This window comes from Streptomyces sp. NPDC047079 (genome assembly GCF_040643755.1).
GTDB lineage: Bacteria > Actinomycetota > Actinomycetes > Streptomycetales > Streptomycetaceae > Streptomyces.
Genome location: NZ_JBEYUZ010000002.1, coordinates 284,657 through 306,454 on the forward strand (window position 1 = coordinate 284,657; position 21,798 = coordinate 306,454).

Below are 21,798 nucleotides of genomic sequence, written 5' to 3' on the forward strand. Positions count from 1 at the left end.
TGTACTTTTCCGTGCGGAGGGCCTCCCGGCGACGGCACAGCCCGTGGGCCCCCGTGACGCCTTCTCAGGCCTTCGACGCCTTGTACGGGTCCTGCGCCCCCGACCTCGTGCGGCAGACATATCTGCTCACCGGCCGCCGCCGACTGGCCCGCGAATCGGTCGAGCGGGCCTTCCAACAGGCATGGGAGCACTGGCCCGACGTGGCCGTGGACCCCGATCCGGCGGGATGGGTGCGGGCGGCGGCGCACGACTGGGCGCTGTCCCCCTGGCACCGCTTCCGCCTCCGCCACCGGCAGGCAGGGCCGCCTCCCGACGACCCCTCCGACCGCGCGCTGCTGCATGCGCTGCTGACGCTGCCGCCCCGCCACCGGCGGGCGCTGCTGCTCCACGACGGCATCGGCCTCGGTCTGCCCGAGACCGCGGCCGAGACGCAGGCGAGCACCCGGGCCGCGGCGGGCCGGCTGCTCTACGCGCGGGAGACGCTCGCCGCGCTGGTGCCGGACCAGGCGGCGCCGGAAGTACTGCGCCACAGGCTGGCCGAACTGGCCGCCACGCAAGGCCTCCACGTGGCCCGGCCACCCTTGGTCCGGACCCGGGGCCGGCGGCGCACCTGGTGGTGGACCGTCGCGGCCCTCGCCCTCACGGCCGCGGTCGTCGGCGCGACCACGCTGAGCCTGCGCGTGGCCCAGGACCACTACGAACGGCCCGTGGCCCGGGGGACGGAGATCCGGGACCTGCCGCCGCGGGCGGCCCCGGGCCCCCTCTCCGAGGAGCAGCTCGAACTGCGCGCGCTGCTCCAGTCGCAGTCCCTTCGCGGCCCGGAGCGACTGGTCCCGCAGGCCCGTTGACGCTTGCCGCACGGGCTCGGAAACGCCGGTGGGCCCGCGCTCCTTCCGAAGGAGCGCGGGCCCACCCGCCGTTCGTCTCTCCGGCCGGTCGGCCGCTCAGCCGTTCATCGGCTCAGCCGTTGGGCCGGAAAGGGGAACTCGCCTGAAGCGAAGACCTCAGCCGGCCAGGATCTCGCGGGCCAGCTTCGCGGTCTCCGTCGGCGTCTTGCCGACCTTGACGCCGGCGGCCTCGAGGGCCTCCTTCTTCGCCTGGGCGGTGCCGGACGAACCGGAGACGATGGCGCCCGCGTGACCCATGGTCTTGCCCTCGGGCGCGGTGAAGCCCGCGACATAGCCGACGACCGGCTTGGTCACGTTCTCCTTGATGAAGGCCGCGGCCCGCTCCTCGGCGTCGCCGCCGATCTCGCCGATCATGACGATCAGGTCGGTGTCGGGGTCGTCCTGGAAGGCCTTGAGGGCGTCGATGTGGGTGGTGCCGATGATCGGGTCACCGCCGATGCCCACGCAGGTCGAGAAGCCGATGTCGCGCAGCTCGTACATCATCTGGTACGTCAGCGTGCCGGACTTCGAGACCAGGCCGATACGGCCCGGCTTGGTGATGTCGGCCGGGATGATGCCGGCGTTCGACTGACCGGGGGTGATCAGGCCGGGGCAGTTCGGGCCGATGATTCGGGTCTTGTTGCCCTTCTTGCCGGCGTACGCCCAGAAGGACGCCGTGTCGTGCACCGCGATGCCCTCGGTGATGACGACCGCGAGCGGGATCTCGGCGTCGATGGCCTCGATGACCGCGTCCTTGGTGAACTTCTCCGGGACGAAGATGACCGAGACGTCGGCGCCGGTCTTCTCGATGGCCTCCTTGACAGTGCCGAAGACCGGGATCTCGGTGCCGTCGAAGTCCACGGACTGGCCCGCCTTGCGCGGGTTCACACCGCCGACGATGTTCGTGCCGGAGGCCAGCATGCGCTTGGTGTGCTTCTGGCCCTCGGAGCCGGTCATGCCCTGGACGATGACCTTGGATTCCTTGGTGAGGAAGATAGCCATGGTTGTGTGTGACCTCGTCCCTTACTTCGCGGCAGCAGCCAGCTCGGCGGCCTTGTCGGCCGCGCCGTCCATGGTGTCCACACGCTGCACGAGCGGGTGGTTGCGGTCGTCCAGGATCTGGCGACCCAGCTCGGCGTTGTTGCCGTCGAGACGCACGACCAGCGGCTTGTTGACCTCTTCGCCCTTGGACTCCAGGAGCTCCAGGGCCTGCACGATGCCGTTGGCGACCGCGTCACAGGCGGTGATGCCGCCGAAGACGTTGACGAACACGGACTTGACGTCCGGGTCGCCGAGGATGATCTCCAGGCCGTTCGCCATGACCTCGGCGGAGGCACCACCGCCGATGTCGAGGAAGTTCGCGGGCTTGACGCCCTTGTGGGCCTCGCCGGCGTAGGCGACGACGTCCAGGGTCGACATGACCAGACCCGCGCCGTTGCCGATGATGCCGACCTCGCCGTCGAGCTTGACGTAGTTGAGGTTCTTCTCCTTGGCCGCGGCCTCGAGCGGGTTGGCCGCCGCCTTGTCGTGGAGCTCCTCGAACTCGGGGTGACGGAACTCGGCGTTGTCGTCCAGGGAGACCTTGCCGTCGAGGGCGATGACCTCACCGGAGGCGACCTTGGCGAGCGGATTGACCTCGACCAGGAGGGCGTCCTCCTTGACGAAGACCTCCCACAGGCTGACGAGGACGTCGGCGATCTTGTCGGCGACCTCGGCCGGGAACTTGGCCGCTGCGACGATCTCCTCGGCCTTCGCGCGGTCCACACCGTCGATGGCGTCGATCGCGATCTTGGCGACGGCCTCGGGGCGGGTGGCCGCGACCTCCTCGATCTCCATGCCGCCCTCGACGGAGGCGATGGAGAGGAAGGTGCGGTTGGCGCGGTCGAGGAGGAAGGAGACGTAGTACTCCTCGACGATCTCCGGGGCGGTCTCGGCGATCATGACCTTGTGGACCGTGTGGCCCTTGATGTCCATGCCGAGGATGTCCGTCGCGCGGGCGACCGCCTCGTCCGGGGTGGCCGCCAGCTTCACGCCGCCGGCCTTGCCGCGGCCACCGACCTTCACCTGCGCCTTGACGACCGACTTGCCGCCCAGCCGCTCGGTGATCTCGCGCGCCGCCTCAGGCGTGTCGATGACTTCACCGGCCAGCACCGGTACACCGTGCTTGGCGAAGAGGTCCCTCGCCTGGTACTCGAACAGGTCCACGCGCTTCCGTCCCTATCAGTGATCTCGCGGTTCGTTGGATGCGTGGGCGTGCCGCGAAGGGCAACGTGACGTCCACATGTGTCACAAGGGAGGCGCACACGGTGTCCGAGCGCGCGGCATGTCCGTCTCGCAGGTTATCGCCGCTTGAGGTGGGGCTCTAAATCGCAGATCACACCTGAGCGGTGATACCTGTCACACGTGCACACGGCGGAAAGGGTCCCACCGAGTTGGGGTTGGCCCGGTGGGACCCCCGTGACGCCCCGGGAGGGCGCGAGGCGAGCGGTCCCCACCCCAATGGGGCCACCCGCCCGGTCCGCGGGGTTTCGGTGGGGCGGACCGACGGATTTCGGCCGCCCCGATGCCTCATTCCCCGCGGAGTCGATCGGACGCCTTGCGACGGTGCCGACGGGTGCGGACCGGTGCCGCCGGTACCGCCGGGCACACGCCGCACGGCGTCGCCGCTCAGGCGGAGTACGTGCCGTAAGGCCCCGACTCCGGGTAGAGCGGGGTGACGGACGCGGCGACGCCCTGGGCGCCGGTCACCGCATGGCCGGTCAGCGAGCCTCCGGCCGACCCCACCGTCCCGCTCAGGTCACCGGCGAACGGCGCCACCGGACCGGTGACTCCCCCGGCGAACGTGCCGGCCTCGCCGACGACTCCGTCCGCGAAGGGTCCCGCCTCGCCCGCCACCCCGTACGCCAGGTGGGTGGTGCTGTCCGCCACGCCGTGCGCGACCGGATGCGCGATGCCGTCCGCCGTCCGCACGACCTCGTTCGCCGTGCGCACGACCGGCCGTACGGAGTCGGTCAGGCCCCGCGCGAACGGCTGCGCCTCGGCACCGACCCCGTATGCCAGGCCCGTCGTGTCCGTGGCCACGCCCTCGGCGAACGGGGGAACCTGTCCGGCGACCCCGCCCGCGAACGGCTGCGCCTCACCCGCCACGCCGTACGCCAGTCCCGCCACGTCGCCGAGGGCCTGCCCGGCGACCGGCACGACCCCGTGGACGGCGGTGCGGGCGACCGGAGGCAGCAGGGCGGCATCCGCGTCGCCGGTCGCCTCGCCCACCGCGCCGTATGCCGTCGGCTGTGCGTCGGTGACGGCCCCGTACGCGAGCGTCGACGCGTTGCCCTCCGCGTGACGCGCGAGCGGCTGGACGTCCGCGACGACCCCGGCCGCCAGGCCGGCCGCGCCGCCGGCCGCGTGAGCGGCGAGCGGCTCCACGCCATCCACGACCGTGCCGGCGACCGGCGGCAGCACGGCGGCGGCCGTCTCGCCGACCACCGGGGCGACCGTGCCGGGCACGCTCGCGACCGTGCCCACAACCTGCTGCCGCACGCCCGTGACGGCGCCCGTGAGGTGGCCCGGTACCGCGGCGACAGCAGCCTGCGCGGCCGCCCTCGCCTCGTCGGCCGGGCCCTGCGCGGTGGCGGCCGTGGCCGCCGTGCGGCCCTCGGCCCCGGCGAGCGTCTGCCGCGCGGCGCCGGGCGCGGCGCCCGCGGTGCGGCCCGCGCCCGCGACCGTGCCCTGTGTCTTCGTACGGATCACTCCGTCGACGCCCCGTGCCTGGGCGCCCGCCGTGTGCTGCACGCCCTGGAGCCTGGTCTGCGCGGCGGCGAGCGCCTGCTCCACCTCGGGGGCGAAGGCCGACAGCGGGCCGAACAGGTAGTCGATCTCGCCCTGCGGGGCGGTCGCGCCGGACACCGCCTCGGTGGCCGTGCCCCGGGCGTGGTCCGCAACCGCGGCGGCCTCGGCCGCCGTGGCGTGCGCGGCGCCCCTCGGGTACGACGGGTGCGCGCCGGGCACCTCGGCGTCGACGTACCGCCGTGCCTGATCCACGGCGGGCGCGGCGTTCCTGACCTTGTTCCCGGCCTGGTTCCCGGCGTGGGTGGCAGCCCTGGTCCCGGCCTGGGGGGCGGCCGCGGCGGCGGTGTGCGTGCCGTCCGTGACGGTGGATGCGGCACCGGTCGCGGTGTCGGTCACGAGCGGGGCGGTGCCGTGCACCGCCGTACCGTGCGTGACCCCCGCAAGGGTGTTCTGCACGTCGGCGACGACACCGCCCACGGTGCCGGTGACGGCGCCGGCCGTGTCCGCGGTGTCGGCGCTCATGTCGGGCGTGGAGACGGAGGGCGCCGGCAGTTCGTCCGCGCTGGCGACGGCCGAGCCGAGCGCCCATGCGCCGGTGACACCTGCGGCTATGACGATGGAGCGGCGGATGTTCTTGTTCATGTGTGCGTCAGGTCCTTAGGAATTCTGAGTTCCGGGAGTTCGGGAGTTCGGGACCACCGCCGCCGGGTCCTGTCGCCGGTGTCGATGTGGGGCCGACGGATCCATGGGCGGTCCGAAGGACCGGCGGCCATGGACGCGATCCGGCTGTGACGGCTCGGGTCCGTGGGCTTCCGTCCGGGGATCGAAAGGGGGCCCGGACGGCGGGCAGACCTGTTCCGCCCCCGCGCGGCAGGTCTCGCGGGGAGGAGGTGCTGCCCTAGCCGGGGAACTCGGGGATGTCCCGGTGGCGGTCCCGGATCCCGTCCGCGGTGAGGACCGCGGTGGCGCCGGGCAGGAGCCGCAACGGCGCACGGTGGTTCCACACGACGGCGTGTCCGTCGCCATGCCCCGGCGCGCCGTCGACACCGGCCGGCTGCGCGCCGAGCCCACCGGTCGGCGTCCCGTCGGGCATCTCGTGCAGGGGCGCGTGCGCCGGACGCGGGAGACGGAGGGCACGCCGCGTGAACTGTCCCGCCGTCACGTCGGCCACGGTGACCCGCGGTCCGTGGACACTGGCGTCCCGCTGCTCCCCCGCCCGGTGGTGCTCCGTCCCGCCGACCGACTGCTCCGGCACTGACGGCCCGGGCAGGGTGCGTCCGGACGACGTGAGCAGACCCGGCAGACCCGGCACTCCGGGGAGGCCCGGCAGGTCCGATACACCCGGCAGACCCGGCACTCCGGGGAGGCCCGGCAGGTTCGATACACCCTGAGCACGCGGCAGACCGGGAAGGCGCGGCGCGGAGGGGAGCGACGAGGCTGCGGGGACTGCGGGGACTGCGGGGACTGCGGAGACGACCGGGGCGGACGGCAAGGGTGACGGTGTGTCCGGCGGTTCCTCGGACGCCGTCCGCAGGAGGTCCTCGACGGACCGTACGACCGCGTCCCCGGCGGGCCGTACGAGACCACCGGTCACCGGCCGCACCACCTCTACGGCGGTGGCGGGAGAGCGGGTGTCCGACGTGGGGCGGGTGGCGGATGCGGAGGGGCGCGCGAGATGCCCGGTGCTCGCCCGGAGGGCGTGCGAGCCGGACGGGGTCACGTGGTGACCCGGGGAAGCGGCCTGGCGGGGAGAACCCTGTACCGCCTGTCCGGCCGTGCCGCTGACGGTCCCCTCGCCGTGCCGGGACGCCCTCTCGAGCGGCCGCACCGCGGTGTCGGCCGGGGCGGCGGCCGCGGCGGGAGTGGTCGCAGCCGCCGAGGCCACGGGCACTCCGTCCGCCGCAGTTGCCTGTCCCTCGCAAAGGAGCCCCAGTGCGAACACCCCGCCCACCAGCAGCGCCAGTTGCAGCGCACGCCGCGCTGCCGCCGTACGCAACGCGCGCAGTGCGGCACCGGGGAAGGGCAGTGCGGCGGACAGGGTCAAGACGGGGAGAGCCTCCGTGCGGCTGAAGAAGGCGGTACGGGCGACACGGCGCACCGCCGGGGACGAAGCGCCGTCGATCCTCGCACGGCCCTCCCGCCGCTGCGCAAGCCCCCTGTTACCGATGGCTAGTCATATCCGTTTCTTGCCTTGCGCCTCGCATTGCCCGGTTTAGGGTTCCTGTCCTCGGCCTGGTCACGCGGTCTCCGGTATCGGCAGGGGCCGCTTCTCGATCGCCGCCGCCATCACCTCCGGGAACAGATCCGGCGTGCACGCGAACGCCGGTGCCTCCAGCGCCGCGAGCGCCGCCGCATGCTCACGGTCGTACGCGGGCGCCCCCTCGTCGGAGAGCGCGAGCATCGCCACGAACTGCACCCCCGACGCCTTCATCGCCGCGACCCGCTTGAGCATCTCGTCCCGGATCCCCCCTTCGTAGAGGTCGCTGACGAGGACCACGACCGTCTCCGCGGGCCGGGTGATCCGCGACTGGCAGTACGCCAGCGCCCTGTTGATGTCCGTGCCGCCGCCGAGCTGGGTGCCGAAGAGAACGTCGACCGGGTCGTCGAGCTGGTCGGTGAGGTCCACCACGGCGGTGTCGAAGACGACGAGCCGGGTCGTCAGGGACCGCATGGAGGCGAGGACCGCCGCGAACACCGACGCGTACACCACCGACGCCGCCATCGATCCCGACTGGTCGATACAGAGGATGACGTCCTTCTTCACGGACCGGGACGCCCGCCCGTACCCGATCAGCCGCTCCGGCACGACCGTGCGGTACTCGGGCAGGTAGTGCTTGAGGTTGGCGGCGATCGTGCGGTTCCAGTCGATGTCGTGGTGGCGGGGCCGGTCGACACGGGCACTGCGGTCGAGGGCGCCGGTGAGCGTGGCCCGGGTGCGGGCGGCAAGCCGTTTCTCGAGGTCCTCGACGACCTTGCGCACCACTGCCCGTGCCGTCTCCCTCGTGGTCTCCGGCATCGCCTTGTTCAGCGAGAGCAGCGTGCCGACCAGGTGCACGTCCGCCTCGACGGCCTCGAGCATCTCCGGCTCGAGCAGCAGCGTGGACAGCCCCAGTCGGTCGATGGCGTCACGCTGCATGACCTGGACGACGGACGACGGGAAGTACGCCCGGATGTCCCCGAGCCAGCGCGCGACGGACGGCGCCGACGCCCCGAGCCCCGCCGAACGGTCCCGCCCCTGGCGCGATGTGTCCCCCTTTCCGTACAACGCGGTCAACGCCCCGTCCATCGCCGCGTCCCGCCCGGTCAGCGCGTGCCCGGTGCCGTCCGCCGTGTCCCCGCCGAGCACGAGCCGCCAGCGCCTCAGCCGCTCCTCGGGCCCGGCCGCACCGGCCGTGACGCCGCCGTCCCCCGCGGAGGGCGTGGCCGCTGGGCGACCGGTCGTGTCCGTGCTCATCGGGCCACCCTCACCAGGTCGTCGACATCCCTGCCGTCGGAATCGTCCAGCCCCCTGCCCTCGGCGTCGTCCGGATCACCGCGGCCGGGTTCGCCCAGGCCGAGCAGCAGCCGCACCACCGGGACCACGGCGTCCGCCCGCCCTGCGTCCGGGTCGGGCGCGAACCCGGTCGGGCTCCCGCTGACTGCCGCCGCGCCCCCCGGCGCCTTCGGCCCCCTCCGCACCAACTCGCCGAGCGTGCGTCTGACTCCCGGCTCGTACGCCGAGAACGTGCGCCGCAGCAGGGGCAGAACGCCGGTGAACGCCTCCGCGGACACTCCCGTCAGCCACGCGTCCACGAGCCCGAGCAGCCGCTCGTCATGCACGAGCAGCATCCCGCCACCGGCGCCGCCTCCGACGAACCCCTCGATCCACGCGGCCGCGTCCGCCGGCGCCGTACCCGGAGAGAGCGCGAGCCCCATGAACCGCGCGGCCTCGTCCTCGGCCAACTCCCCTTCGTCCAGGAGAAGCCGCACGGCACGCCCCCGCACGACACCGGCGACGGTGTCCCGGCCGGACAGCGCCCGCAGCACGGAACGCCACCGTCCGCGTATCTCCCCGTCGGCCGCCGCGGCTTCCTCCGCCAGCAGCCCCACCGCCCCGTGAACGGCGTCCACATGACGGCGCATCTCCTCGGCCGCCTCCGCGTCGAGCGCGGCGCACGCCGGTGGCAGCCCGACGAACACCCGCTCCGCGAGACCTGCCGCGACCTCCGCCAGTGCCCGGGTGTCCGTACCGCGCACATCTCCGTAGCGCAGGGAACGGACCAGGGCGGGCAGCGCCTGAGCCAGGTGGCCGACGTCGGCGTCCAGGGCCGCCCGGTCGGCGAGCACACCCATCACCACGGGCAACGCGTCCGGGAGTTCCGCCGGCAGGCACCGCTCGGCGAGCGACGTGACCTCGGCGAGCGTCCGCGCGGCGACCGCCTCCGCCTCGGCCTTGGCGGTCGCCGCGGCGAGCACGGTCGTCCCCCACACCCCCGCCTCGGCTATCCGCACCGCAAGCTCCGGCTCCCAGCGCAGCCGCCAAGTCTCCCGGAACGTGCCCGTGCTGCCGCGCGAGACCGCGGGCTCGCCCCATTCGATGCCGAGGAGACACAGCCGGTGCAGCAGCCGGCTGCGCCCGGCGTCGGTGTCCTTGCGCAGGTCCAGCTCCATCCGGCGCTCCTCCGGCTCGGGTTTGAGCCGCAGCCGCTTCTGGAGCCGCGTGAGGTCACGCTGCAACGGCACGGCGGGAGCCGACGCCGGTACCCCTCCCAGGACGTCGCCGACCACGAGGCGGTCGCGCACCAGCGCGAGCGGCACGTCCGAGCCCTCGCACATCACCGCCCGGACCGCGTCGGTCGTCTCGGACAGCCCCGGCAGCGGACGCCCTCGCAGCGCCGCCAGTGTGTCGGCGAGGCGCACCGCCTCGATGACGTGTGCGGACGACACGATCCGGTCCTCCTCCCGGAACAGCCCGGCGACCTTGGTCAGCCATCGCTCGACGGGACGGTCTGGCGCGGCGAACAGATGCGCGTACCAGCCGGGCGAGTCGATCCCCGCTCCGTAACCACCGGCCCGGGACAGCCTCCGGTGGGTCCAGGGCACCCAGGTCATGTCCGTCTTCACCTTGGGCAGCCCCTTCAACCGGGCGCGGTCGGCGGCGACGGGGATCCTCCGTCGTAGCGCGGGCACATGCCAGGCTCCGCACACCACGGCCACCCGGGGGCCGAACTCTTTCAGCGAAGAACGCATGCGGAGCCGCATATACGCCTCCCGCACGAGGTCGCGCGGGTGTCCCCCCGTGCCGTACTCCTCCCGCAGCGCCGTCATGGCCTCCTCGAGGACCGTGAACGGCGCGAGCGGGTCTTCCCCGCCTCCGCCCCGGTGCTCGACGACGTCCTCCCACCAGCGCTCAGGGTCGTCGTACCCGGCGGTCTCGGCGAGCACGGCCAGGGGGTCGAGGCGCACGGCGTCGTCGGAGCCGGGCTCCGAGCCGGGCGCCAGGCCGCCGGGCGCCGGCTCGGCGTCCCGATACGTGCCGCCTCCCGGCTCGGGGTCGGCGTCGGTCTCGGCGTCGTGGGGCGTCCCGCCTCCCGGCCCGGGCGCGGCGTCCCCGGGCGTCTCGCTCCCCGCCCCAGGCCCGATGTGCCCGGGCGGCGTCGGTGCCGGTTCCTCCTCGTCCCAGGCCAGCGTGTGCGTCGCCGGCAAATCGATGAACCGGGCCGGGACTTCGTGCTCCAGGGCCCAGCGCAGCGCCACCCACTCCGGGGAGAACTCGGCGAGCGGCCAGAACGCCGACCGTCCGGGTTCGTCCACGGCATGGGCGAGCAGCGCCACCGGCGGCCGCATCTCCGCGTCCGCCGCGAGCGGGATCAGGGCATCCGCCTCCGGTGGTCCCTCGATCAGCACCACCCGGGGCCGCGTCGCCTCCAGCGCGGCCCGCACGGCGCGGGCGGAGCCCGGCCCGTGGTGCCGCACCCCGAGCAGCAGTGGCCCCTGAGCGGAAACGGAGTCGCCGCTCATACGGTCACCTCCCGGCACGCCCGGTAGAAGTCCGTCCAGCCGTCGCGCTCCCGGACCACCGCCTCCAGGTACTCCTGCCAGATGACACGGTCGGCCGCCGGATCGCGGACGACGGCACCGAGGATGCCCGCGGCCACGTCGCTCGTGCGCAGCACACCGTCGCCGAAGTGGGCGGCCAGCGCGAGCCCGCCGGTGACCACGGAGATGGCCTCGGCGGTGGACAGCGTCCCGCTGGGCGACTTCAGTTTGGTCCGGCCGTCGGCGGTGACTCCCTCGCGCAACTCGCGGAAGACGGTGACGACGCGTCGGATCTCGTCGATGCCGTCGGGCACCATCGGCAGGTCGAGCGAGCGGCCGATCTGTTCGACCCGGCGGGAGACGATGTCCACCTCGGCGTCCGCGCTTTCCGGAAGCGGCAGCACCACCGTGTTGAACCGGCGGCGCAGGGCGCTCGACAGGTCGTTGACCCCACGGTCGCGGTCGTTGGCCGTCGCGATCAGGTTGAAGCCGCGGACGGCCTGCACCTCCTGTCCCAGCTCCGGTATCGGCAGGGTCTTCTCCGAAAGGATGGTGATCAGCGTGTCCTGCACATCGGCCGGGACACGGGTCAGCTCCTCGACGCGGGCGACCCTGCCCTCGGCCATGGCCCGCATGACGGGGCTCGGCACGAGCGCGTCGCGGCTGGGGCCGTGCGCGAGCAGTCGCGCGTAGTTCCAGCCGTAGCGGATCGCCTCTTCCGGTGTCCCGGCCGTGCCCTGGACGAGCAGGGTCGAGTCTCCGCTGACGGCCGCCGCCAGGTGCTCGGACACCCAGGTCTTGGCCGTGCCGGGCACACCCAGCAGCAGCAGGGCGCGGTCGGTGGCGAGCGTGGTGACGGCGACCTCGACGATACGGCGCGGACCGACGTACTTCGGGCTGATCACCGTGCCGTCCGGCAGTGTGCCGCCCAGCAGATAAGTGGCCACGGCCCAGGGGGACAGCTTCCAGCGGGCCGGGCGGGGCCGGTCGTCCTGCGCGGCCAGCGCGGCGAGTTCGGCCGCGAAGGCGTCCTCGGCGTGCGGCCGCAGCGCCTCGGCCGCCGCGTCCCCCGCCTGCTCCCCCCGCCCTGCCGCCCGCTCGCCCGCCGTCTCGTCCGAGGGTGTGCGCACGGGCGCGGACGCGCCCTCGCCGGGGCCCGCACCCCTGTCCCCGTTCGCGGGCGCGGACTTGCTCGGGTTCGGTTCGACGGACATCGGATCAACGGACACACGCATGGCCACATCCCCCTCAGCTCGGCCGGTTCGGATCTGCCACCAACCGTGCACCACGCCACTGACAATGCGCGTTGACCTGCGCAAACACCATCCCGACCGTCGATTGTCAGTGCCGGGACCTACCTTCGAGACATGACTGAGCAGGGGGTGCGCTGGACCGCGGAACAGGTGCTGGCACTGGCGCCTGACGCCGCGTCACGCAAGGCGGGAAGCGAACTCGGCGCGGCCGGCCCGTGGTCGGAGGCGGGCAGTTCCGACGAGGGGACGGTGTGGGGGGTGTGCAAGGGCAGCGGCAGCAGGCCGTATCAAACGGTCGTCGACCTCGCGGACACGGCCGGTCCCGCGTACAAGTGCAGTTGCCCGAGCCGCAAGTTCCCGTGCAAACACGCATTGGGGCTGCTGCTGCTCTGGGCGGGCGAGGACGGGACGGTGCCGCGGGGGCAGGCGCCGGAATGGGCGGAGCAGTGGATCAGGGGACGCAGACAGCGCACGCGGGAGAAGCCGCCCGCCACCGGCTCGGACTCGGCGCGGACCGGGACCGCTGATCCGGAGGCGGCCCGGCGCAGGGCGCAGCGGCGGGCCGAGCGGATCACGGCGGGGGCCACGGAGCTGGAGCAGCGGCTGGCGGACCTGCTGCGCGGTGGCCTCGCCACGGCCGAGCACGCCGGGTACGACATGTGGGAGGAGACGGCCGCCCGCATGGTCGACGCACAGGCCCCGGGCCTGGCCGCCCGCGTACGGGAGTTGGGGGCGATCCCGGCGTCGGGGCCGGGCTGGCCGGTGCGTCTTGTGGAGGAGTGCGCGCTGCTGCACCTGCTGGACCAGGGCTGGCTGCGTCGCGAGCGGCTGCCGGACGGCCTGGCGGCGACGGTCCGTTCCCGCGTGGGCCTCCCGGGCTCGCCCGGCGGCCCGCCCGTCCGTGACCGCTGGCTGGTGCTGGCGCAGTACGACACCTCGGACAGTCGGCTCACGACACGCCGCATCTGGCTGCACGGCGCGGACTGCGGCCGTACGGTGCTGCTCCTCTCCTACGGGGCGGCCGGCCGCGCACCGGAGCTGGTGCTTCCGGTGGGCTTGGCGCTGGAGGCGGAGGTGTCCTCGTATCCGGGTGCCGGGCAGCTGCGGGTGGCGCTGGGCGAGCAGTTCGCGCCCGCGGCACCGACGGGGACACGGCCGCCGGGGATGACCACGCCCGAGGCGTTGGCGCGGTACGTGCAGGCGCTGCGGGACGACCCGTGGCTGGACTCCTTCCCGGTGACGCTGGGCCGGGTCATACCGACGCCGGTCGGGGACTCCTGGCAGCTCGCGGACGCGGACGGAGCCACGGCCCTGCCCCTGACACCGTCGGCGGGCGCCCGCCCGGGTCTGTGGCGCCTGGTCGCCCTGTCGGGCGGAGTCCCCGTCACGGTCTTCGGCGAGTGCGGCCACCGCGGCTTCACTCCGCTCACCGCCTGGCCGGAGGGCACCGGAGAGGCGGTCCCGCTGTGCTGACGACACCGAAACCACGCACCACCTACCGGGAAGGGATCGATATGCGTGCCACCCCCACCAGCCCGGACACGCCCTCGGCCGTGCCGTGGGAGGAACTCGTGACCATGGCCCTGCTGGGCACCGACCGGCGTACGCCGCCCTGGGCGTCCGGCCGGGAGGCGCCGACGGCGCTGCTGGACCTGGCCGCCGTGGAGACCGTGCGCCGCAGGGCCGGGCTGCGCCCGGCACCGGCCGGCCCCAGGCCGGAACCGTCGGCGCCGGACCCCCGCCCGCCGCTTCCGCCCGCGGCGGCCCGCAGACTGGCCCTGCTGCTGTCCGACCGCCCCGGCACGGGCCCCGGCGGCCGCCGGGGGACGGCCCCCGACCTCATGGAGCTGCTGCCCCAGTGGCTGGCGCTGGCCAACGCACGCGGTTTCGCGCCACCCCCACAGGCGCTGCCCGCGCTCCTGGACGCGGCCCGCGGGCGTACCGACCTGCGGCCCGCGGTGCTGGCCTTCGCCGGCCCGCGCGCCCTGTGGCTGGCCCGGCTCAACCCGGACTGGCGGTTCGCGCTGCGCTCCGCGCCCGGTGGCGGGGCCCGACTGCCGCCGGAGGAGCCCGAGCGCGTCCAAGACCTCTGGCGGCAGGGGCTGTTCGCCGAACGGGTGGCCCTCCTCGGCGCCCTTCGCGCCCAGCACCCGGCCGCCGCGCGTGAACTGCTGGCCGGCACCTGGACGACCGAGCGGGCCGAGGACCGCCTGATGTTCCTCGACTCGCTCCGCACGGGCCTGGAGCCGGCGGACGAGCCGTTCCTGGAGCAGGCGCTCTCCGACCGGAGCCGGAATGTGCGGGCCACGGCGGCGGAGTTGCTGTCGGCGCTGCCGGGTTCGGCCCTGGCCGCGCGAATGGCGGCGCGAGCGGCGGCCTGTGTGGCGGTGGACCGCACGGCCGGGGAGCCGACGCTCGTGGTCGAGGCGCCGCACGAGTGCGATCCGGGCATGGAGCGCGACGGAGTGGTGCCGACACCGCCGGCCGGCCGGGGCGCACGTTCCTGGTGGCTGGGCCAGTTGGTGGAGGCGGCACCGCTCGGTACGTGGACGGTACGTCTTGGGGGACGCACTCCGACGGAGATCGTCGCGCTTCCGGTGGCGGACGACTGGCGGGACGAACTGCACGCGGCCTGGTGCCGGGCGGCGGTCCGGCAGCGGGACCCCGGCTGGTCCCGGGCGCTGCTCGGCCCGCCCTCGGCGCCGGAGGCCGCAGGCCCGGGTGCGGTGTCCCTGGCCGAGCGGGCGAAACTGCTGTCGACGCTCGGTGCCGCCGAACGGAGCGAGTGGGTCGCCGGGTTCATCGCCACGCACGGACTGTCGGAGGCGTTCCAGTTGCTCGGGGTGTGCGCGGTCCCGTGGGCCGCCCCGCTGGGCAGCGCGGTGGTGGACGCGCTCAACATCGCGCGGGACGCGGGAAGTTATCCGTGGAGCTTCAGCGGGGTGATGGGCCTGTCGGAGCGCTGCCTGGACCCGGCGGAGGCGGACCGCCTCGCCGCGCTGACGGCGATACCCGACGAGCCGGAGGACGCGTCGCCGGGGGCGGGCGGCTATTGGGCCGAGGCCTTCCAGCGCCTGACCACGACGCTGCGCCTGCGCGCGGCGATGCGGGAGGAACTGGGAGAACCGTGAGCCGACCCGCGGTGCCCCCGCGCCCGGGCGGGGCCACGCGCGGCGGGCCGGGTCGCACAGGCGCCCCCGCTCTCGGTCACGCCCGAGCGGGGGTCTGGGACCGGCTCGGCGCCCCCGCCCACAGAGGCACCTCCGAGCCGGAAAGCCGACGCCCCTACGCCGAAGGCGTCACGCCCCGGCCGGCTGGCGCACGTTTGCCCGTACCCAGTCCACGATCGACGCGGTCGTCGCCCCCGGCGTGAAGATCTCCGCGACGCCCTTCTCCTTGAGCAGGGGGATGTCCGCCTCCGGGATGATCCCTCCGCCGAAGACCAGGATGTCCTCCGCGTCGCGCTGCTTCAGCAGCTCGATCACCGCGGCGAACAGCGTGTTGTGCGCGCCGGACAGAATCGACAGCCCGATGGCGTCGGCGTCCTCCTGGATCGCCGTGTCGACGATCTGCTCGGGCGTCTGATGGAGGCCGGTGTAGATGACCTCCATACCCGCGTCACGCAGCGCCCGCGCGATCACCTTGGCCCCGCGATCGTGGCCGTCGAGCCCCGGCTTGGCCACCACCACGCGGATCGGACCGGCTGCCACACCCATCACTGCCTCCATGAAGCGACTACTCCACCCTGTACCGATGTACCGCCCTGCCGCCACACCACCGCACCGGCGGACACACGGGCCACGAGCCCCACGGCGCAGGCGTCCCGCGCCGCACCGACCCGGTAAGTGAACGAACGTTATCGCCAGCATCCCGCAACCGGCAGTTTCGCGGTGGTGACCGAGGGGGAAATCACACAATGGGACACGTTCGCCGCGCAGGGTCCCCCCTCCCCGCGGCACACGCGCCGCAGCATCAGCGGCTCGCGCGCCGTGGTCCGAGGGGATCGTGCGCACGGAGAGCCGCATCAAGGCGGTCACGCCACCGCCGGCCGGGCGCCGGGTGGCAGGCCCGCCGGCGAAAGGAATGCAAGGGCACGACAGCGGGAGCCGCACCCGTACGAGGAGGACGGGAACCGCATCACGCGGACGGCGGAAAGCGTCATTCGTCATCTCGACGAGAAGCGTCCGCCGCGCCATCGGCTCATGCGCCGCATCCGCGGTACGGCCGTTTCCACGGCACCTGCCCCGCAGGCCCACCGCCACACGGCTTTCCACAAGGGCACACGGGGGACAGAGGCGTCCTCGCGTGCGCCGACGGGAGGTCGGCCATGATGGTCACGCGGGCAGTGCAGCCCTTCCTACCGATGTGCCAGCGCATGTTCCCGAGCAGGCTGGCCGGTCTCTCCATGGCCCTGCTGAAGGCGACCGCCCTGGAGCTCGCGATCCTCGCCGGACATCTGCTCCTCTACCCCTCCGGGATCATCCAGGAGCGCCACTCCCACGCGCTCCCGCCCCCGCCGGACGCCGCGACACTGCCGACCGAGGCCAAGCCCCCGGTCATCCTGCTCCACGGGTTCATCGACAACCGCTCGGTCTTCGTCCTGCTGCGCCGCAATCTCGCCCAGCACGGTCGGCAACACATAGAGTCACTCAATTACTCGCCGTTGACCTGCGACATCCGCACCGCGGCGAAGCTGCTCGGCCGACACATCGAAGAACTGTGCGAGCGCACAGGGCAGCCCCAGGTGGACGTCGTCGGCCACAGTCTGGGCGGACTGATCGCCCGGTACTACGTGCAGCGCCTCGGCGGTGACCTCCACGTCCGTACGCTCGTCACGCTGGGCACGCCCCACTCGGGCACCCGGGTGGCGCCGCTCGCGAACGCGCACCCCATCGTCCGCCAGATGCGTCCGGGCTCCGAGCTGATCAAGGAGCTGCGCGAGCCGGCCCCCGGCTGCCGTACGCACTTCGTGAGCTTCTGGAGCGATCTGGACCCGCTGATGGATCCCCTGGAGACGGCGTGCGTCGACCACCCTGACCTGCTGGCGCACAACATTCGGGTGAGCGGCATCGGCCATCTGGCCCTGCCGGTCCACCCCGCGGTCGCGACGGGGATACGGCAGGCACTGGATCTCGTACGGCCGACGGCACCGGCGGGCGCTTCCACCGGCGGCCTGACGGTGGCGTGACAGCCGCTCAGACACCTCCCAGTCACCCCCTTACCCTCGAACGTTCATCGAACGCAAAGCCAAAGCCTTGCCCGGGGACCGCCGAAACACGGCCGATTGCCCGTTTCCTGCCGGAGCGAAACCTGCGGAAGATTGTCGCGCCCGCGTACCGCCGGGTACAGTCGCCGCACTGCTCTGCCAGCCCCTGCTGTCGAGGCGAAAGAGAAGTTGGTGAACGACCGTCACCCGTCGGGGACCGCAACTCCCCCGGCTCCGGCCCCCGATGCCGCCTCGGCGCACTACGCGTCGTACGGCGGGCACGGCGGCCACTACGGTGAGTTCACCTCGTACCCCGACCCGGCGGCGACCGCGTTCGGCGCCGGTGGCCACACGGGCACGGCCTTCTCGTCCGACCCCCTCTTCGGCGACCTCCCGGGCGACGCGGTGACCGGCTCGCACGACGCCTACCAGTGGCCGACCAGCAGCCACACCGCTCCCGGCGCGGACGGTCACCAGACGTTCGGCACCGGCACTCACGAGACGCTCCACTACGACGCATACGCCGCCCAGCAACACGCCGCGTTCGACACCGGCAGCCATGACACGACCGCCTGGGCCGCGGGCTACCAGCAGCTCGCCGGCATCCCCACGCAGGCCGGACCCCCCGATGCCACGGGCCAGCGGGACGCACACGCCTGGCTCGAGGCGGGCCAGGCCACCGACCGGACCCAGCAGTGGCACTGGGGCACCCAGGGTTTCGACACGGGAACGTACGACGCCACCCAGTGGAACTCGGGCGGCACCGCCGAGCACGAGGCGCACGACCCGCAGACAGCGACCACGGCGACGGAACCCTTCGGGGGAGCCGAGTCCTTCAGCGGAGCCGAGTCCTTCGACCCGTCGGGGACGCACGTCTTCGACACCGCTGAGGGCCTCGACCAGCAGGCCACCGCCGCTTTCGAACAACTCCCGTACGAGCACCACGACCTGGACGTCGGCGAATTTCCACCGGCTGAGCCGTCCGGCGACGCGCCCCTGCTCGACGACCAGGAGGAGATCGCTCCTGTACCGGCCCCGCGCGCCGCGTCCCGCGCGGCCGGCCGGTCCCGGCGCCGTTCCCCGGCGAAGCGCTCCGCGCTCCTGACGGTGGCCGTGCCGTCGGCATGCGTGATGGGGGTCGCCGGGATCGCCGCCGCGACGGTCGGCGCGGGCAGCGGCGAGGGCAAGGAGACGACGGCGAGTGCGTCCGAGGCGACGCCGGTGAAGCCGTCCGCCGCGAACAACAAGCTGGACTCCCAGCTCGAGAGCCTCTCCGCGGGCGCGAACGACTTCGCCGACCGGGCGAGCCGTACGCAGGAACGTATCGACCTCAAGGCCCAGCAGGTGGCCGAGAAGAAGAAGGCGGCGGCGGAGGCGGCCCTCAAGGAGCGGCTGCGCCCGAAGTTCGTGCTCCCGGTCCTGCAGAGGGGGCTCAGCGCCTACTTCGGCCAGGCCGGGGTCAACTGGATGTCGGTGCACACCGGAATCGACTTCCCCGTCTCCTACGGCACCACGGTCATGGCCGCGACCGACGGCACGGTCCGCACCCAGTGGAACAGCGCCTACGGCAACATGATGATCGTGACCGCCAAGGACGGCACGGAGACGTGGTACTGCCACCTCTCCAGCTACCGGGTCCCGTCCGGGACGATCGTGAAGGCCGGCCAGCCGATCGCGTACTCCGGCAACTCGGGCAACTCCACCGGCCCTCACCTGCACTTCGAGGTGCGGCCGAGCGGGGGCGCCGCGATAGACCCGCTGCCCTGGCTGCGCAGCCACGGACTGGACCCCACCTGATCGTCCCGCCTGATCGACCCACATGATCGGCCCGCCGGTAAGCCCCCGCCCTTCGACGGGGGCTCGGCCGTTTCGCTCTACGGCTTGGCCGCCGGCTCTACAGCTTCTCCACCGGCGCGTACCGCAGCAGCAGCCGCTTCGGCTTCGTGTCGCCGAAGTCGATCGTCGCCTCCGCGTTCGCGCCCGTGCCCTTCACACCGACCACCGTGCCCAGTCCGAACTGGTCGTGCGTGACGCGGTCGCCGACCGCAAGGGAGACCACCGGCCTCTCCGCCGCACCGCCCCGGCGCGTGGCGAAACCGGACGCGCCCGCGGCCGAGGACCGCGACCGGGACGACGACAGCGACGACGACAGGGAGGCCGCCACTCCCGAGACCGGCCCCGAGGAGACGGGAGCGGAGGACGAGCCCGTCCGCTTCCACTCCACATGCTGGTCCGGGATCTCCTCCAGGAAGCGGGAGGGCGGGTTGTAGGAGGGCTGGCCCCAGGCGCTGCGCATGGCGGACCGGGTGAGGTAGAGCCGCTCCCGGGCGCGGGTGATGCCGACGTACGCCAGGCGGCGCTCCTCCTCCAGTTCCTTGGTCTGGCCGAGCGCGCGCATGTGCGGGAAGACGCCGTCCTCCATGCCGGTCAGGAAGACCACCGGGAACTCCAGGCCCTTCGCGGTGTGGAGGGTCATCAGCGTGATGACGCCGTCGCCCTCGTCCTCGTCGGGGATCTGGTCGGAGTCCGCGACCAGGGCGACCTGCTCCAGGAAGTCGGCCAGCGTGCCTCCCGGGCCGGCGGCCCCCGAGGTCGCTTCGCCGCGCTCCTGCTCGAACTCCAGGGCGACGGCGGCGAGTTCCTGGAGGTTCTCGATGCGGGTCTCGTCCTGGGGGTCGGTCGAGGCCTGGAGTTCGGCCAGATAGCCGGTGCGTTCCAGGACGGCTTCCAGGACCGTGGCCGGACCCGCGCCCGACTCCACGACGGTCCGCAGATCCTCCATCAGCGCGTTGAACCGCTTGACCGCGTTCGTCGAGCGAGCCGCCATGCCGTACGCCTCGTCCACGCGGCTCAGTGCCTGCGGGAAGCTGATCTTCTCCCGCTGCGCCAAGGCGTCGATCATCGCCTCGGCGCGCTCACCGATGCCCCGTTTCGGCACATTCAGGATGCGCCGAAGCGGAACAGAGTCCTCCGGGTTCGCCAGCACCCGCAGGTACGCCAGGACGTCCCGGACCTCCTTGCGCTCGTAGAAGCGGACACCGCCGACGACCTTGTAGGGCAGGCCGACGCGGATGAAGACCTCTTCGAAGACACGGGACTGGGCGTTGGTGCGGTAGAAGACGGCGACGTCTCCCGTCTTGGCCTCGCCCCGGTCGGTGAGGCGGTCTATCTCCTCGGCGACGAACTGCGCCTCGTCGTGCTCGGTGTCGGCGACGTAGCCGGTGATCCGCGCGCCCGCGCCCGCGTTGGTCCACAGGTTCTTGGGGCGGCGCGACTCGTTGCGCTCGATGACCGCGTTCGCGGCGCTCAGGATCGTCTGCGTGGAGCGGTAGTTCTGCTCCAGGAGGATCGTGGTGGCGTCCGGGTAGTCCTCCTCGAACTGGAGGATGTTGCGGATGGTGGCACCGCGGAAGGCGTAGATCGACTGATCGGCGTCACCGACGACGCACAGCTCGGCGGGCTGGAGGTCGTCCTCGCCGGGCGGCACGTCCACGGGGTGCTCGGAGGTGCCGACCAGCTCGCGGACCAGCGCGTACTGGGCGTGGTTGGTGTCCTGGTACTCGTCGACGAGGACGTGGCGGAAACGGCGGCGGTAGTGCTCGGCGACGTCCGGGAAGGCGCGCAGCAGGTTGACCGTCGTCATGATCAGGTCGTCGAAGTCGAGCGCGTTCGCCTCGCGGAGCCTCGACTGGTAGAGCGCGTACGCCTGGGCGAGGGTCTTCTCGAAGCCGTCGGCGGCCTGGGCGGCGAAGTCCTCCTCGTCGATCAGCTCGTTCTTCAGGTTGGAGATCTTGGCGCTGAACGACTTGGGCGGGAACCGCTTGGGATCGAGGTCCAGGTCGCGGCAGACGAGCGCCATCAGACGCTTGCTGTCGGCGGCGTCGTAGATCGAGAAGGACGAGGTGAAGCCGAGCTTCTTGCTCTCACGGCGCAGGATGCGGACGCACGCGCTGTGGAAGGTCATCACCCACATCGCGTTCGCGCGCGGGCCGACGAGCTGCTCGACGCGCTCCTTCATCTCGCCCGCGGCCTTGTTGGTGAAGGTGATCGCGAGGATCTGCCCGGGATGCACGCCCCGCTCGGCCAGCAGATAGGCGATGCGGTGAGTGAGCACACGGGTCTTGCCGGATCCGGCACCGGCGACGATGAGCAGGGGGGAGCCGGCGTGCACGACCGCCGCGCGCTGGTTCTCGTTCAACCCCTCGAGCAGTGCCCTCGGGTCGAGGGCGGGGCGGGGCGCGCCGTCGCGGTAGTACGCGTCCCGGGCCGGAGGCAGGTCGAACCGCCCGCCGAACAGATCGTCCGGAACGGGCTCCGGAGCGTGATCGTCCTCGGGCGGTGGGGGCGCCTCCTCATGGGCCGGGGTGGCCTTGAGGTCCGCCAGGAAACTGTCGTCAAAGAGGCTGCTCATCGCTCTCCGAGTCTAGGGCGCCCCGCCGACAACCGGCCGCCGTCCCGAAAACTCGACCCCCGGACGTGGACAGCAGGCGTCACCGTCCGGACCCGTCGGTTCACGGTCCGCGCTCGACGACGGTCCGGAAAACCAAGGTCACAAAAACGTATCGGACAAATCTCGCCTCAACCTTCACAGGCGCCACATGAGTTGGCTACCGTGCCGGGCGGGCCGTACGACCCTCACCGGCGA

14 protein-coding genes are annotated in these 21,798 nt (G+C 72.9%); 5 read left to right on the forward strand and 9 right to left on the reverse strand.

The annotated features are described in order from the left end of the window. Positions 1-53 precede the first annotated feature (53 nt). A complete protein-coding gene (locus ABZ823_RS03825) occupies positions 54-848 on the forward strand; it encodes an RNA polymerase subunit sigma-24 (protein ID WP_361653326.1) in 795 nt (264 codons plus the stop codon). A 156-nt stretch (positions 849-1,004) separates the two neighbouring features. On the opposite strand, the gene sucD is transcribed toward ABZ823_RS03825, so the two are convergent. From sucD to ABZ823_RS03860, 7 genes are all read right to left on the reverse strand, one after another. Beyond that, a complete protein-coding gene (gene sucD, locus ABZ823_RS03830; RefSeq protein WP_361653328.1) occupies positions 1,005-1,889 on the reverse strand; it encodes a succinate--CoA ligase subunit alpha in 885 nt (294 codons plus the stop codon). 21 nt (positions 1,890-1,910) lie between these two features. Further along, positions 1,911-3,092, reverse strand: a complete 1,182-nt coding sequence (gene sucC, locus ABZ823_RS03835) for an ADP-forming succinate--CoA ligase subunit beta (protein WP_361653330.1) — start codon at positions 3,090-3,092, stop codon at positions 1,911-1,913. Positions 3,093-3,554: 462 nt separating this feature from the next. Then, positions 3,555-5,318, reverse strand: coding sequence for a hypothetical protein (locus tag ABZ823_RS03840; RefSeq protein ID WP_361653332.1), 1,764 nt, complete (start codon positions 5,316-5,318; stop codon positions 3,555-3,557). A 256-nt stretch (positions 5,319-5,574) separates the two neighbouring features. Beyond that, positions 5,575-6,720 (reverse strand): hypothetical protein, encoded by a 1,146-nt coding sequence (locus ABZ823_RS03845; protein ID WP_361653334.1) that lies wholly within the window; start codon positions 6,718-6,720, stop codon positions 5,575-5,577. Positions 6,721-6,912: 192 nt separating this feature from the next. Continuing rightward, the gene (locus tag ABZ823_RS03850) at positions 6,913-8,130 is read right to left on the reverse strand and encodes a VWA domain-containing protein (protein ID WP_361653336.1); all 1,218 of its coding nucleotides are present in this window, start codon (positions 8,128-8,130) and stop codon (positions 6,913-6,915) included. Further along, positions 8,127-10,676, reverse strand: coding sequence for a DUF5682 family protein (locus ABZ823_RS03855; protein ID WP_361653338.1), 2,550 nt, complete (start codon positions 10,674-10,676; stop codon positions 8,127-8,129). The genes ABZ823_RS03850 and ABZ823_RS03855 overlap by 4 nt, the downstream gene beginning before the upstream one ends. Next, the gene (locus tag ABZ823_RS03860) at positions 10,673-11,929 is read right to left on the reverse strand and encodes an AAA family ATPase (protein WP_361653340.1); all 1,257 of its coding nucleotides are present in this window, start codon (positions 11,927-11,929) and stop codon (positions 10,673-10,675) included. Before ABZ823_RS03860 ends, ABZ823_RS03855 begins: the two co-directional genes overlap by 4 nt. A 132-nt stretch (positions 11,930-12,061) precedes the next feature. On the opposite strand from ABZ823_RS03860, the gene ABZ823_RS03865 reads away from it, so the two are divergent. Continuing rightward, on the forward strand, positions 12,062-13,420 hold the full coding sequence (locus ABZ823_RS03865; RefSeq protein ID WP_361653342.1) for an SWIM zinc finger family protein: 1,359 nt from the start codon (positions 12,062-12,064) through the stop codon (positions 13,418-13,420). Positions 13,421-13,461: 41 nt separating this feature from the next. After that, positions 13,462-15,078: a DUF5691 domain-containing protein gene (locus ABZ823_RS03870; RefSeq protein ID WP_361653344.1), complete on the forward strand. Its 1,617-nt coding sequence runs from the start codon at positions 13,462-13,464 to the stop codon at positions 15,076-15,078. 168 nt (positions 15,079-15,246) lie between these two features. Here the strand turns inward: ABZ823_RS03870 and ABZ823_RS03875 are convergent, their stop codons facing one another. Beyond that, a complete protein-coding gene (locus tag ABZ823_RS03875; RefSeq protein ID WP_234513354.1) occupies positions 15,247-15,663 on the reverse strand; it encodes a cobalamin B12-binding domain-containing protein in 417 nt (138 codons plus the stop codon). Between the two features lie 611 nt (positions 15,664-16,274). Here ABZ823_RS03875 and ABZ823_RS03880 point away from each other — a divergent pair. After that, the gene (locus ABZ823_RS03880; protein WP_361653347.1) at positions 16,275-17,135 is read left to right on the forward strand and encodes an alpha/beta fold hydrolase; all 861 of its coding nucleotides are present in this window, start codon (positions 16,275-16,277) and stop codon (positions 17,133-17,135) included. Positions 17,136-17,345: 210 nt separating this feature from the next. Then, on the forward strand, positions 17,346-18,950 hold the full coding sequence (locus ABZ823_RS03885) for a M23 family metallopeptidase (protein WP_361653349.1): 1,605 nt from the start codon (positions 17,346-17,348) through the stop codon (positions 18,948-18,950). Between the two features lie 97 nt (positions 18,951-19,047). Here the strand turns inward: ABZ823_RS03885 and pcrA are convergent, their stop codons facing one another. Then, a complete protein-coding gene (pcrA, locus tag ABZ823_RS03890) occupies positions 19,048-21,564 on the reverse strand; it encodes a DNA helicase PcrA (protein ID WP_361653351.1) in 2,517 nt (838 codons plus the stop codon). Positions 21,565-21,798 lie beyond the last annotated feature (234 nt).